Genomic DNA, 13,314 nt, shown 5'->3' on the forward strand with positions numbered 1-13,314 from the left:
GCACGACGGAGCGCGACCCTGAGCCCGACCCTGACGAGCGTCAGGCGGGGTCGCGGTCGGCGTAACCGGCCCAGTGCCGGATTCCCTCCGCGGGGTCGACCCGGGCGGTGTCGACCGCCCGCAGGTAGAGGTCGTGCAGCCGGACCGGGTACTGCTCCCGCACGGGCGGGATCATGTGCAGCACGTTGTACCGGACCGAGGGGTGGATGCTCTCGTCGAGGTAGACGCGAAGGGACTCCTCGAGCCACGCCTCGGTGGCCTCGTCGGCGTCGTCCAGGGCCGGGTCGCGAGGTGTGTCGGAGGAGTTCCCGCCCACCGGAACGTGCGCCTGGTACCAGGCGCGGGTCGCGCCCGAACGCTGGGCGTCGGTGCCCGAGCGCAGGTACTCCACCAGCCGCTCCAACACGCGCCGGCGACCGAAGACGTGCACCGCGGGCACGACGAACCAGCCGCAGAAACTCGGGTCCGGATCGTGAACGCCTGCGGCCATGATCGGCTCGAAGAGTGCTTCGGGGAGGTGCGTCGCGTGCTTCAGCGTCTTTCTGATGCCGATGGCGAGGTGCCGCGCACGCTTTCGGTCCGGTGCGTCCGCGTCGACCTCCGGTGGTTCGATCCCCAGCAGGTGCGTCAGTTCCTGCGTGCACGCGAGGAAGGCGCGTGCGCGCGCGGCCCGTTCCGCCGCGATCGCCTCGTCCGACTGCTCCGTCATACGGGCATTCTGGATCGTTCTCCCGCCGTGGCGGGCCGGATCGGGGGATCAGGGAGACCAGGTTCCGCCCAGCGCGGGGGCCAGGGAGGCACGGGCGATGGGGAGGAAGGTCTCCGGGGTGACGTCCGGGCCGGCACAGGCGGTCGGGAGGGCGCCGAGGAGAGGGGCGTCCGCGACCAGCGGGAGGTCGAGGAGGTTGCAGCGCATGGCGAGGTCCGGCTCCTGCGGCCAGCCGCCGATGACGATGCCGCGGAGCGGGATGTTGCGGGCGCGCAGGGCCTCCGCGGTCAGCTCGGTGAGGTTCAGGGTGCCGAGCGCGGCCGTCACCACGACCAGCGCCTCCGCCGCGTGGCCCAGCTTCGCCAGCTCGGCCGGGACGTCGGCCAGCGAGGAGCCCTCGGCGTCGAAGCGGACCAGCAGGCCGCCCGCGCCCTCGACCAGGACCAGGTCGTGCGTCTGCGCGAGCCGCGCCGCCTCCGCGGCGATCTCCGCCGGCGTGATCGGCCGCATGCCGGCCCGCGCGGCAGCCGTACCGGGGGCCAGCGGCTCCGGGTAGCGCGCGAGCTCGCTGAAGGTCAGCTCACCCGCGAGCCGGCGCACGTCCTCCAGGTCGCCGGGCTCGCCGGGCGCCATGCCCGTCTGCGCGGGCTTCATCACGGCGACCTTCCGGCCGTCGGCGACGGCCAGTGCCGCGACGGCCGCGGTGGTGACGGTCTTGCCGATCTCCGTGTTGGTGCCGGTGACCAGGAGGATGGTGCTCACGCTGCGGGGTCGCTTTCTCGTAGGGGGTGGGGTGGACGATGGCGGGGTCGGGGCCCCGGCCTTGGCCCGCCGGTGGCGAACAGGGCTGCCGGGTGCGGCCGCCGGCCCGGCCCGACGGCCCCGCTGGAGCGGGAACGTCGCCCGGCGGCAAGCCGCCTGCGGCGAACCGGTCTGCGGAGCCGGGCCGCCTGGCGCAGTCGGCTCTGCGGCAGGCAGCTCCGCGGCGGACCGTCGCGGGCTGCCGGCCCGGCCGGACGGCCGACCCGCCGACCCTGCCGGGGCGGGATGGTCGCCTGGCGGCAAGCCGCCTGCGGCGAGCCGGCGGGAGCGAACCGGCCCGTGGAGCCGGACCGCCCAGCGGCGGACCGCCGCGCGCCGCGTGCCGCAAGCCGGGCCGCCTGCGGCGGACGGCTCCGGGGCGAGGTGCCCCGCCGGCGCAGTGCCGCGCGCGGGCCGTCCGTGCAGGCGCACGCGCGGCCCGCGGGCAAGCGGGCTAGCCCGCGGCCGCCGCCGCGCGGACGCCCGCGCACAGGGTGGCCAGGTCGGCGTCGGAGGTGACGTACGGCGGCATCGTGTAGACGAGGTCGCGGAACGGGCGCAGCCAGACGCCCTCCCGTGCGGCCGCCGCCGTCGCCGCGCGCATGTCGACGTCGTGGTCGAGCTGGACCACGCCGATCGCGCCGAGGACGCGGACGTCCCGCACGCCCGGCAGGTCGCGGGCCGGGGCGAGGCCGGCGTCCAGGCCCGCGCCGATCCGCTTGACCTCCTGCTGCCAGTCCTGGCCCAGCAGCAGGTCGATGGAGGCGTTGGCCACCGCCGTCGCCAGCGGGTTGCCCATGAACGTCGGGCCGTGCGCCAGCACGGGGACCTCGCCGCGGCTGATGCCCTCCGCGACGCGCGTCGTGCACAGCGCCGCGGCGAGCGTCAGGTAACCCCCGGTCAGCGCCTTGCCGACGCACATGACGTCCGGCGAGACACCCGCGTGGTCCGCCGCGAACAGCGCGCCCGTGCGGCCGAAGCCGGTGGCGATCTCGTCGAAGACCAGCAGCACGTCGTGCGCGTCGCACAGCTCCCGCAGCACCCGCAGGTACGCGGGGGAGTGGAAGCGCATGCCGCCCGCGCCCTGGACCACCGGTTCGACGATCACCGCCGCCGCCTCCGCCGCGTGGCGCGACAGCAGCTCGTCCAGGTGCGCGACGTAGGCCGGGTCGACGGGAGCGTCGAAGCCGTCCGGCGGGGCGTCCGCGAAGATCTGACGCGGAAGCACACCCGTCCACAGCTCGTGCATCCCGCCCTCGGGGTCGCACACGGACATGGGGTGGAAGGTGTCGCCGTGGTAGCCGCCGCGCCAGGTCAGCAGCCGGTGCTTCTCCGGGCGGCCCTGCGAACGCCAGTACTGCAGGCACATCTTGGCCGCGACCTCGACCGAGACCGAGCCGGAGTCCGCCAGGAACACGTGCTGCAGCGGCTCCGGCGTCAACTCCACCAGCTTGGCCGCCAGCCGCACCGCGGGCTCGTGGGTGAGCCCGCCGAACATGACGTGGCTCATCCGCCCGAGCTGGTCGCGCACCGCCTCGTCGAGGACCGGGTGCCCGTAGCCGTGGATCGCGGACCACCACGAGGACATGCCGTCGACCAGCTCGTCCCGGCCCTCGACGGGCCGGGCCAGCCGCAGCCGGACCCCGCTCGCCGAGGCGACGGGGTAGGGCTCGGCCGCGCCCGGCATGGCCCCGTAGGGGTGCCAGACGTGGGCGCGGTCGAGCTCCAGCAGCCGGTCGACGTCCATGACCTCGAAAGAGTCAGTGCTCACGCGTTCGGCGGCAGGTCGGTGCCCGCGCCACGACGTCGCACGGCCACGTCCGCGTGCTCGCGGTCGCGCGGCAGGGTCGCCTCGTCGGAGCCCTCCACCACGAAGCCCGCGTCCGCGATCATCTCGAGGTCGGCCTGCCCGGCCTGGCCCTCACTGGTGAGGTAGTCGCCGAGGAAGATCGAGTTGGCGATGTGCAGCGCCAGCGGCTGCAGCGAGCGCAGATGCACCTCGCGGCCACCGGCGATGCGGACCTCCATGTCCGGGAAGCAGAACCGGACCATCGCCAGGATGCGCAGGCAGCGCTGCGGGGTGAGGTTCCACTCCTTGGCCAGCGGGGTGCCCTCGAACGGGATCAGGAAGTTGACCGGCACCGAGTCCGAGCCCAGCTCGCGCAGCGCGAAGACGACGTCGACCAGGTCGTTGTCGCTCTCGCCCATGCCCGCGATCAGACCGGAGCAGGCGGACAGGCCGGCGCCCTGCGCCTTCTGCACGGTGTCGACGCGGTCGGCGAAGTCGTGCGTGGAGCAGATGTCCTCGTACGTGGTCTCGGACGTGTTGAGGTTGTGGTTGTAGGCGTGCACGCCCGCGTCGCGCAGGCGCTCGGCCTGGCCGTCGGAGAGGAGGCCGAGGCAGGCGCAGATCTCGACCTGCTCGTTCTCCTCCTTGATCGCCGCGATGGTGTCGGTGACCCGGTCCACGTCCTTGTCCGTCGGCCCGCGACCGCTCGCCACCAGGCAGACCCGCTTGGCGCCACCCGCGACACCGGCCTTCGCCGCGGCGGCGGCCTGGTCCGGCTTCAGCCAGGTGTACTTCAGGATCTCGGCCTTGGAGCCGAGCCGCTGCGAGCAGTAGGAGCAGTCCTCGGGGCAGAGGCCGCTCTTGAGGTTGACGAGGTAGTTGAGCTTGACGCGCCGACCGAAGTAGGCCCGGCGCACCCGGCCGGCGGCGGCGACGACGTCGAGAAGCTCGTCGTCCGTGGTGGCAAGGACGGCGAGGGCCTCTTCACGCGTGGGAAGTTCGCGGTCGAGCGCCTTGGAGACGAGTGTGTCGAGCAGGTCCATGGCAGCGATCCTGCCTTGCCGAGCTCGAGCCTCGCCATAGCCGAAGTGCATAGAACATCTCACACAGAGCTGGGTGTGTTGTCCTGGATCAACCGGTTCCGACAACAATCGTCCCTGGTGGCAGCGGTTGGCGGGGTTCCGTTTCCGGCTCGCCCCCACTCGTTCGGACGTGCGTTTGACCCCTACACTCTGGAGCATGACCCACAGGGGAGAGCCGGCCCCGGACCAACGGCCGCGCCGCACGCGCGTCATCGCGCTGCTCGGTGCGCTCGCCGTCTCCGCGGCCGCTGCCACCTGGATGGAGGTCCACTACACCGGCGGCGACGCCGGATCCGCGAACGCCACCGGCAGCAGCGTCTCCCAGGACAGCCTGTCCGCCCCGGTGGGCGCGGACGGCGCGTCAGCCGCGCCGTCGGCCCTGCCGGAGTCCGCGTCGCTCCTTCCCGCCACGGTCGAGATCCCCGCGGGTCCGAACAACCCGAGCCCGTTCCAGGCCACCCGCTACGCGCTCGGCTCGTCCGCGAACTGCGCGGACGTCCTCGGCACGGCGTCGCCGAGCGGCGTGACCACGTCCTGCCAGGGATATGTGACCGCGTCCTACGTCAGTGCGGACCACAGTGTCGTGGCCTCCGTCACGGTCTTCGGCTACCCCGACGCCGCGACCGCGCGGCACGCCAAGCCGCTGTTCGGCAACGCGAGCCAGGCCGGCGGGGTCGCGGTGTTCCGTGAGCCCGGCAACGAGCTGCCCTCGGTCACCTCGGCGATCGGCACGGAACAGCAGCGGGTCGAACAGGTCGGCCGCTTCGTCACCGTCGTCCAGGCGGCGGCGGTCAACGGCACCGCCCAGGCGACGGCGGGCGGGCTGGCCTCGACGGAGTTCACGCTCTCCGCGGAGCTCGGCGACACGGTTCTCTGGGACAGCTGAGCCGCGAGACTCAGAGCGGTCCCAGCTTGGCTTCCAGATGGGTGTGCCAGTGCGCGGCCCAGTCGGGTCGGGAGCCGTCCGCGTCCGTGAAGCCGTAGCGAGGGGCGAGGTCCCAGGTGGCGAGGGAGCGGCCGGTGAGGTCCTGGACCGAGGGGTCCGCCGCCAGCGCAGCGACCGCGCGGCCGAGGTAGGCGGGGCTCTCGGACGCCGCGAAGTCGACATCCTGTGCCACGCCGTCGCGCCACGCTGCCTCGGTGACGCCGAAGTGGTCCAGTACCGCCTCCGAGCGCAGGAAGCCCGGTGTGAGCGCGACCGCCGTCACCCCGTGGGGGCGCAGCTCCTCCGCCTGGGCGACGGCGAGGCGGATGACGGACGCCTTCGCCAGGTCGTAGAAGAAGGAGCCCCGGTAGCGCGCGGTGTTGCCGTCCGTCACCTCGACCACCAGGCCGCGTCCGCGGGCGACCAGCAGTGGCAGTGCGTGGTGACTGGTGATCACATGCGTCTCGACGGCACGACGCAGCAGGCGCAGTCCCTGGTCGAGGTCCATCTCCCAGAGCGCGCGCCCCCACTCCGTCAGCGGATCACCGCCCCAGACGCAGTTGACCAGCACGTCGAGGCGACCGCCCTGCTCGGCGTCGATCCGGGCGACCAGCTCCCGCACCTGAGCGGAGTCGCTGTGGTCGACGCGAACGGCGATGCCGACACCGCCGGCGGCGGTGACGGCGTCCGCGGTCTCCTCGACGGTCTCGGGACGGTTCAGGTCCGACGCGCCACCGTCTCGGCTGCTGCGGCCGGTGACGTAGACCGTCGCGCCCGCCGCGCCGAGTTCGACGGAGATGCCGCGGCCCCCGCCGCGCGTGCCCCCGGCGACGAGGGCGACCTGACCCGCGAGCGGCTTGTCCGGGCTTCCCATGAGGCGCTCCCATTTATAAACGGCTGTTCATTTATTAAACCACCGTGACCCCTCCCGCCGCCGCATCCGTGATCGATCTCGCACCCGTGGCGAGTTGTCCGGGCCGGGGCGGAGCTGAAAGGGTCGGCGCATGAGCATCGCCACCGCGGACCCCTTCGCCTGGATCGACGCCGCCGCCGAGCAGCGCCGCAGCGCCGGGCTGGTGCGGACACTGCGTCCCCGTCCGGCCGTCGGCGACGTGCTGGACCTCGCGAGCAACGACTACCTCGGCCTCACCCACGATCCCCGGGTCACCCGGGCCGCCGCGGACGCGGCCCTGCGCTGGGGCGGCGGGGCCACCGGGTCACGCCTGGTGACCGGTACGACGGAGCTCCACGCCGAGTTGGAGCAGGAGCTCGCCGACTTCTGCGGGGTCGAGGCCGCGCTCGTCTTCTCCTCCGGCTACACCGCGAACCTCGCCGCGCTCACCGCGCTCACCGGCCCCGGCGCGCTGATCGTCTCGGACGCGCTCAACCACGCCTCGCTGATCGACGGCTGCCGCCTCTCCCGTGCCCGGGTCGCCCGCGCCGCGCACCGTGATCCCGACGCGTTCCGCGCCGAGCTGGCCACACGCAGTGAGGAGCGGGCGATCGCCGTCAGCGACTCCGTCTTCTCCGTCGACGGGGACGCCGCGCCCCTGGCCGCCCTGGCCGCGGCCTGTCGTGACCACGGTGCGGCGCTGGTCGTGGACGATGCCCACGGCCTCGGTGTCCTCGGCCCCGGCGGTGCGGGCGCGACCGCGGCGGCCGGCCTGGCCGGCGCGCCGGACGTGGTGACGACGGTGACCCTGTCCAAGTCCCTGGCCTCGCAGGGCGGCGCGGTGCTGGGCCCGCGTCGGGTGATCGAGCACCTGGTGCAGGCGGCCCGCACGTTCATCTTCGACACCGGCCTCGCCCCTGCCGCGGCGGGAGCCGCGCTGGGCGCGCTGCGGGCGCTGCGGGCAGAGCCCTCGCGCGCGGAGCGCGCGCGGGAGGTCGCGCACGCCCTCTCCACGGGCCTGCTGGAGCGGGGCCTGGCGGCGAGCGTGCCGGACGCGGCGGTCGTCGGCGTCCGCGCGCCCTCCCCTGAGGCGGCGCTGGCCTGGGCGACGGAGCTCCGCGCCCGCGGCCTCGGTGTCGGCTGCTTCCGCCCGCCGTCCGTGCCGGACCGCTTCAGCCGCCTCCGGCTGACCGCTCGCGCGGACCTGACGGACGAGCAGATCGCCTGGGCGGTGGACCTGATCGCCGAGACCGCACGGCGATAGCCGCGTGAGGGGCGCGAGGCTCTGTCGATGAGCGGCTCCGCCGCGGGGCGCGACAAGCCACCCATATACGGATGGTCCTCAACGCGCAGGGCCATCCGCACGGGGTGGTTACTCGCGCAGTTCCTCGCGCCCCTGGACAGTGCAACTGGGCCTTAGTGCACAAGCTCCTCCAAATGCCGGTCCACGACGGTCCGGAGCAGCTCCGGAGTCGCACGGTCCGGCCGCATCACCGCGTGGAGGACCAGGCCGTCGATGAGGGCGTAGAGGCGTTCCACCTCGACGTCCTGCGCGCCCGGGGCCACCGCCTCGACCAGCCGACCGCAGAGGGCTTCCAGCAGGTCGTAACTGGTGTCACGCAGCGCGCGGAGGGTCGGGTCGACCTGGGCGCGGGTGCTGAAGGCGAGCCACACCTCCGCCTCGGCGCGGCGTTCCGCGTCCAGGGGGAGCAGCTCCCCGATGACGTCGCGGACCGTGGTCGCCACGTGGACGCGCGCCCGGACCCGATCGATGACCAGTTGCATGGCGAAGGTCAGCACCTCCGCCTGGGTGGCGAAGTAGTGGCGCAGGGAGCCGGCCGAGAGGCCGGCCTCGGTGGCGACGGTGCGGACGGAGACGCCGTCCAGGCCGTTGCGCAGCACCACGCGCCAGACCGCCTCCGCGACGGAGGCGCGGCGTTGCTCGGGGTCCACGACCTTGGGCATGCCTCTTTTTAGCACAGTCGTGTTAACTTGTTTTGGTACGCACGTACTACCAAGGGAGTGCGTCCGGAATGCTCTACCTCCTGATCGCCGGCTGCGAGATCGCCTTCTGGGTGGTGCTCTGCGCGGCGCTGCTCGTCCGCTACCCGCTGCGGCGGCCCCGCGCCGGAGCGGCTCTGCTGCTCGGGCTGCCCGTGATCGACCTGCTGCTCTTCGTGGCCTCGCTGGTCGACCTCGCGCGTGGTGCGGCGCCCACCGAGGCGCACGCGCTGGCGGCGGTCTACATCGCCGTCTCGCTCGCCTTCGGCACCACGATGGTGCGCTGGGCGGACATCCGCTTCGCCGCCCGCTTCGGGACGCCGGAGGAGGCGGCGGCTGCCGCCGTGCGGCGCCCGCCGAAGAGCGGGCCCGCCCACGCCGCGCACGAGCGGCGGATGTGGCTGCGGCACCTGCTGGCCTGGTGCATCGGCGCCGCGCTCGTGGCGGTCGACACGGCGGTCATCGGGGACGTCCACCGTGCGCAGCCGTTGCTGCAGTGGATGGGCGCCTGGGGTGTCGTCCTCGGGATCGACTTCCTCTGGTCGTTCAGTTACACCGTGTTCCCGCGCAGGCCCAAGCCCGACTCGCGGAGCGGGGTGATGATCTCGTCGACCAACCACCGCACCACGTCCGGGGGATAGGGGCTGCGCAGGCTCAGCACCAGGTGCGAGAAGCCCAGTTCGACAAGGCGTGCGAGGGTAGCGCGGTCGGCGGCGGGGTCGGCGTAGTCGACGATGTACTGCACCGAGCGGGTGAGGGTCCGCGGATCGCGACCGATCTCCGCGCAGTGCGCGTCCAGGACGCGGGCGCGTCGGGCCAGGTGCTCGACGGGGTTGTGCGGTGGGCCGGGGATGTTCCAGATGTCGGCGTGCTCGGCGACCACGCGCAGGGTGCGGTCGCCCCAGCCGCCGATCAGCAGGGGAGGGCCGCCCGCCTGGACCGGCTTGGGCTCGTTCCGGGTGCTGGTGAGGCTGGTGTACGGGCCAGCGAAGTCGAAGCAGTCGTCGCGCCACATGGCGCGCAGGATCGCGATGGTCTCCTCCAGGCGGGTGATGCCCTCGCCCGGGGAGACCAAGGGGATGCCGTAGGCGGCGTACTCCGCCTCCGCCGGGTTGGGGCCGGCGATCCCGCCGGTGCCCGGCGGCTGGTGGGTGCCCCCGACGCCCAGGCCCATGACCAGGCGCCCACCGGAGATCACGTCGACGGTGGTGGCCATCTTGCCCAGGACGGCGGGCGGTCGGATCCGGTTGCTGGTCACCAGCAGGCCGAGCCGCAGGCGGCGGGTCTGCGCGGCCAGGGCGCTCAGCAGCGTCCAGCCCTCGAGGATCGCGCCGTCGGGGGGGCCGGCGACGGGCATCAGGTGGTCCCAGAGCCAGGCGTCCTGGATCTCCGATGCCTCGTCCGCCTGCTGCCAGACGCGCAGGATCTCGTGGTAGTCGACGCGCATGGGGGTGGTCTTGAGACCGAAGCTCAGCTCCATGCCGTCAGCCTAGCCAATCATCAGCGCCACTGACTATCAGTCAAGGCGATTACCATACGGCCATGACCGACGACGCGACGCCGAACGCCCTGCGGGCCCGCCTGGGCTACCTGCTCAAGCACGCCCACCACCGCTTCGCCGAGGCGAGCACCCGCGCGCTCGCGCCGCTCGGCATCGACGGGCGCGAGCTGGCCGTCCTCGCCGTGCTGGGGGGTGGTGACCGGGGGGAGCCGCTGTCGCAGGCGGAGGCCGCCACTGCCCTCGGCGTCGACCGCACCACGATGGTGGCGCTGGCCGACGCCCTGGAGGCCAAGGGGCTGGTCGAGCGTCGACGCAGCCCCACCGACCGGCGCCGCAACGCGCTCCATGTCACGGAGGGCGGCGCGGCCCTGCTGCTGCATGCCGAGGCCGTCCGGGCGGACGTCGAGCGCGGGTTCCTCGCGCCGCTCGTGGCGGCGGGCGAGGACCCGGACGCGCTCGGGCGGCTGCTCTCCGTGCTGCTCGCCACCGCGCCGTCCGACGACCTCGGCTGACGACGTCAGTTGACGCGGCCGAACCAGACCGAGTCGGTCCAGATGTGCTCCAGCTTCACGTAGCTGCCGGAGTGCGGCGCGTGCCAGATCTCCCAGTGCCCGGCGTAGATGCCGACGTGGTAGACGTACGAGCCGTAGTGGAAGAAGATCAGGTCGCCGGGCCGCAGTTGACGGAACGAGATGTGCTGGACGCGGTTGTACTGGTCCTGCGCCGTGCGCGGCAGGTGGCGGCCGGCGTGGCGGAACGCGTAGTACGTCAGTCCGGAGCAGTCGAACGAGTTGGGGCCGGTGGCTCCCCAGCGGTAGGGGTCGCCGTGCTTGGACTCGGCGATCCTGAGGGCCTTCTGCCCTATGGTGAGCGCGCCGGCGTCGGCGGAGGGGGCTGCCACGGCGGTGGCGCCGAGGAAGGCGCCGGTGGCTGCGAGGGTGGTCAGCCCCGTCTTGAGCCGCCGACCGGTCGAGCCGTGGTGGACGCCGAGAAGCCGGTTGACGCCGTGCTGCGAGGGGCGGGCATGGCGACCGCGGCGGGGCCCTCGAGAATGGTGGTTCTGGATCTCGTTCAGGGCATGGTGGCGCGCGGAATCATGGGACGCGGACATGCGGAAGCCCTTCCGGAACCGCCTACGAAAGTTGTCCCTGTCGGGTTCGGGCTCCAGAAGCTGCCCGGCCGCGCACCGTCCGTGCGTTTCGGCTTCACCCCAAGGCTCGGCGTTTCCCTGACGCCGTGCCGTCGTGCCTGGGTCTCCCGTTCTCGCCTGTCAGGTGTGTGTGAGCACCTGGCGTCCGACCGGTGGCGAGACTAGGCGTCCGGCCGGACCGCCCCGCCAGGGTGGCGAGGACTTGTTCGTTCGGCGGACAGTATTGGCATGTTTTTATGCCGTCTTCACGTTACGCCGGACCTTTGTGATTCTTGTCACGCAACGTTTGGGTCGCAATTCTTGCGGCGTCCGGAGTAACGCCGAACGGATTGCATAAATCGGTTTTCCGAGCTGGGAACATTCAATGACCTGCGGAAATGCGGCAATCGGAAGAATGCATTCACTCGAACGGTCCACGCCGTTCGGTGGCCCCCGAGTGGCTGGATCCGGTTCCCCTTCCGTGGCGCGCGACACGCCGCCTAGATTGGGGCATGTGACTGATGATCGACAGACGGAGAGCCCGCTTCCGCAGGGGGTCGGGCGCACCGCGCTCGGCGTCGCCATGGCCCGCGCGGCCGAGTCCGCCCGCCCGGACCGGCTCTTCGAGGACCCTTACGCCGCCGACTTCCTGCGCGCCGCCGTCGCCTCCTGGGTGCCGGGCCCCGAGGACCGCCCCCGGAGCCGCCCCGAGGAGCGCAGCGAGGCGTGGGTGGCCATGTCCGCGCACCTGGTGCTGCGTACCGCCTGGTTCGACGACTACCTGCGCGAGGCCGTCGGCCCGGACGGCTGCTGCACCCAGGTGGTGCTGCTCGCGGCGGGCCTGGACGCGCGCGCGTTCCGCCTCGACTGGCCTGCCGGAGTCCGCCTCTTCGAGCTCGACCTGCCCGAGATGGTCGCCTTCAAGGAGCGCGCGCTCGCCGAGAAGGGAGCCCGACCCCGGGTCGAGCGCCACGTGGTGACGGCCGATCTGCGCGAGGACTGGGCCGCGCCGCTGCGTGCCGCCGGCTTCGACCCCGCGCAGCCCACCGCCTGGCTGGTCGAGGGACTGCTCGTCTACCTGGAGGCCGCGGACGCCGCCGCGCTCCTGGAGCGGATCGGCGAACTCTCCGCCCCCGGCAGCCGCCTGTCGCTCGTCCGCGACGGCTCTCTGCGTCGCACCCGCGAACTCGCACTGCACGACCCGTCGATGAGTGCGGCGACGCGCCTGTGGCGCGGCGGGCTGCGCCAGAACCACGCGCAGTGGCTGCGGCGCCACGGCTGGCTGGTCCACGAGACCGGCGAGGCGGAGCTGCGCGAGCGCTACGGCTCCGACCGCGTCATGGACGGCTACGGATTCCTGCTCGCCGAGCGTCCCTCGCTCGCCGAGCGTCCCCGCCGTCCCGCCGCGCGCCTGCTCGTCCTGGACCCCGACGGCGCGGTCTTCCTGCAGCGTCACCACGACGCCGAGGTCGGCCCGCACTGGGTCCTCCCCGGCGGCGGTCTGCACGAGGGCGAGGACCCACTCGCGGGCGCGCTGCGCGAGACCGCCGAGGAGACCGGCTGGACCGACGTCGTGACCGGCCCGGAGCTGTGGCGCTGGGAACACGACTACCACCGCGGCGACGTGGGTCTGGTCCGCCAGCACGAGGTGATCTTCCTGGCCTCGGCGCCGCGCCGCGACCCGGTCGGCGACCTGACCGAGTCGTTCGCCGCGGACGGCATCCTCGGCTGCCGCTGGTTCACCCCCCAGGAGCTCGGTGAGGTCACCGAGACCCTGTGGCCGCCCCAGCTCGTCTCCCTCCTCGCGGACCTGCGCCGTGACGGCCCGCCGGCCACGGCGGTCGACCTCGGCTACGTGCCGAACCACACGGGCCCCGACCCGGAAGACCGTCGCGATGGACACTGAGCACTGGGAACGTCGGCTGCCGCGCTTCCTGCAGCCTCCGGCGTTCCTGACCCCCGCCCTCGAGCACAGCGAGCGCGTGGTGCGGCCACGGCTGGCGCTTCTCTACTTCTGCGCCGCCGTCGGGCTCGTCCCCTGGACCGTGCTGCTCTTCCTCACCCTCCCCGGCCGGGAGCGCGCCGCCCACTGGGACGTCGCCTGGGGCGGCTTCGACGCGCTGCTGATCGTCGTCTTCACCGGCTGCGCCGTCCGGATCCTGCGGCTGTCGCCGCGCAGCGCGATCGTGACGGCGGTCGCGGGCACGCTGCTGGTCACCGACGCGTGGTTCGACGTGATGCTCGCCGCGACGACCCAGGACACGGTCGTCGCCCTGCTGATGGCCTGCCTGGTGGAACTGCCGCTGGCGGCGCTCTGCTTCCGCACCTGCTTCCGCGTCGTGTCCCTGCTCGAACAGGCCCGTCCCTACCTGCGCGACCTCGGCTTCACCGTCCACGACGGCCGGCTGGTACCGCCGGAGGGATGGCCCGACCGGTAGCGGCCCGTCGGGACGCCGGCCGGGGTTGTCAGTGGCGTGGCATAGAG

Annotated in this window: 14 protein-coding genes; 6 read left to right on the forward strand and 8 right to left on the reverse strand. The window is 73.0% G+C overall.

The window, feature by feature from the left end:
- Nucleotides 1-40 precede the first annotated feature (40 nt).
- From BMY61_RS26315 to bioB, 4 genes are all read right to left on the reverse strand, one after another.
- The gene (locus BMY61_RS26315; protein ID WP_052439226.1) at nucleotides 41-709 is read right to left on the reverse strand and encodes a hypothetical protein; all 669 of its coding nucleotides are present in this window, start codon (nucleotides 707-709) and stop codon (nucleotides 41-43) included.
- A 48-nt stretch (nucleotides 710-757) separates the two neighbouring features.
- On the reverse strand, nucleotides 758-1,471 hold the full coding sequence (gene bioD, locus BMY61_RS26320; RefSeq protein WP_174514558.1) for a dethiobiotin synthase: 714 nt from the start codon (nucleotides 1,469-1,471) through the stop codon (nucleotides 758-760).
- Between the two features lie 493 nt (nucleotides 1,472-1,964).
- Entirely contained in the window at nucleotides 1,965-3,257 is a 1,293-nt protein-coding gene (locus tag BMY61_RS26325) for an adenosylmethionine--8-amino-7-oxononanoate transaminase (protein WP_042450625.1), read from the reverse strand.
- A gap of 20 nt (nucleotides 3,258-3,277) precedes the next feature.
- Nucleotides 3,278-4,342: a biotin synthase BioB gene (gene bioB, locus BMY61_RS26330; RefSeq protein ID WP_075004075.1), complete on the reverse strand. Its 1,065-nt coding sequence runs from the start codon at nucleotides 4,340-4,342 to the stop codon at nucleotides 3,278-3,280.
- A gap of 196 nt (nucleotides 4,343-4,538) precedes the next feature.
- Between bioB and BMY61_RS26335 the strand changes: the two genes are divergently transcribed.
- Entirely contained in the window at nucleotides 4,539-5,267 is a 729-nt protein-coding gene (locus BMY61_RS26335) for a hypothetical protein (protein WP_042450623.1), read from the forward strand.
- Nucleotides 5,268-5,277: 10 nt separating this feature from the next.
- Here BMY61_RS26335 and BMY61_RS26340 read toward each other — a convergent pair whose 3' ends face one another.
- Nucleotides 5,278-6,180 carry an SDR family oxidoreductase gene (locus BMY61_RS26340; protein WP_042450621.1) on the reverse strand — a complete coding sequence of 301 codons (903 nt, stop codon included), beginning with the start codon at nucleotides 6,178-6,180 and terminating at the stop codon, nucleotides 5,278-5,280.
- A 130-nt stretch (nucleotides 6,181-6,310) separates the two neighbouring features.
- Here BMY61_RS26340 and BMY61_RS26345 point away from each other — a divergent pair, with 130 nt between their 5' ends.
- Complete coding sequence (locus BMY61_RS26345; RefSeq protein WP_042450619.1) at nucleotides 6,311-7,462, forward strand: 8-amino-7-oxononanoate synthase; 1,152 nt, start codon at nucleotides 6,311-6,313, stop codon at nucleotides 7,460-7,462.
- Between the two features lie 152 nt (nucleotides 7,463-7,614).
- Here the strand turns inward: BMY61_RS26345 and BMY61_RS26350 are convergent, their stop codons facing one another.
- Nucleotides 7,615-8,163 carry a TetR/AcrR family transcriptional regulator gene (locus tag BMY61_RS26350; RefSeq protein ID WP_042450618.1) on the reverse strand — a complete coding sequence of 183 codons (549 nt, stop codon included), beginning with the start codon at nucleotides 8,161-8,163 and terminating at the stop codon, nucleotides 7,615-7,617.
- 68 nt (nucleotides 8,164-8,231) lie between these two features.
- On the opposite strand from BMY61_RS26350, the gene BMY61_RS26355 reads away from it, so the two are divergent.
- Nucleotides 8,232-8,840 carry a hypothetical protein gene (locus BMY61_RS26355; RefSeq protein WP_075004076.1) on the forward strand — a complete coding sequence of 203 codons (609 nt, stop codon included), beginning with the start codon at nucleotides 8,232-8,234 and terminating at the stop codon, nucleotides 8,838-8,840.
- On the opposite strand, the gene BMY61_RS26360 is transcribed toward BMY61_RS26355, so the two are convergent.
- Complete coding sequence (locus BMY61_RS26360; protein WP_042450614.1) at nucleotides 8,750-9,679, reverse strand: LLM class flavin-dependent oxidoreductase; 930 nt, start codon at nucleotides 9,677-9,679, stop codon at nucleotides 8,750-8,752. The genes BMY61_RS26355 and BMY61_RS26360 overlap by 91 nt on opposite strands.
- Before the next feature lie 62 nt (nucleotides 9,680-9,741).
- On the opposite strand from BMY61_RS26360, the gene BMY61_RS26365 reads away from it, so the two are divergent.
- Nucleotides 9,742-10,212, forward strand: coding sequence for a MarR family winged helix-turn-helix transcriptional regulator (locus BMY61_RS26365; RefSeq protein WP_042450612.1), 471 nt, complete (start codon nucleotides 9,742-9,744; stop codon nucleotides 10,210-10,212).
- A 5-nt stretch (nucleotides 10,213-10,217) separates the two neighbouring features.
- Here the strand turns inward: BMY61_RS26365 and BMY61_RS26370 are convergent, their stop codons facing one another.
- Entirely contained in the window at nucleotides 10,218-10,811 is a 594-nt protein-coding gene (locus BMY61_RS26370; protein WP_082015174.1) for a C40 family peptidase, read from the reverse strand.
- A gap of 532 nt (nucleotides 10,812-11,343) precedes the next feature.
- Here BMY61_RS26370 and BMY61_RS47910 point away from each other — a divergent pair.
- Entirely contained in the window at nucleotides 11,344-12,735 is a 1,392-nt protein-coding gene (locus BMY61_RS47910; RefSeq protein ID WP_236656096.1) for an SAM-dependent methyltransferase, read from the forward strand.
- Entirely contained in the window at nucleotides 12,725-13,267 is a 543-nt protein-coding gene (locus BMY61_RS26380) for a hypothetical protein (RefSeq protein ID WP_052438891.1), read from the forward strand. Before BMY61_RS47910 ends, BMY61_RS26380 begins: the two co-directional genes overlap by 11 nt.
- Nucleotides 13,268-13,314: the final 47 nt, after the last annotated feature.

This window comes from Streptacidiphilus jiangxiensis, from assembly GCF_900109465.1.
Classification (GTDB): domain Bacteria; phylum Actinomycetota; class Actinomycetes; order Streptomycetales; family Streptomycetaceae; genus Streptacidiphilus; species Streptacidiphilus jiangxiensis.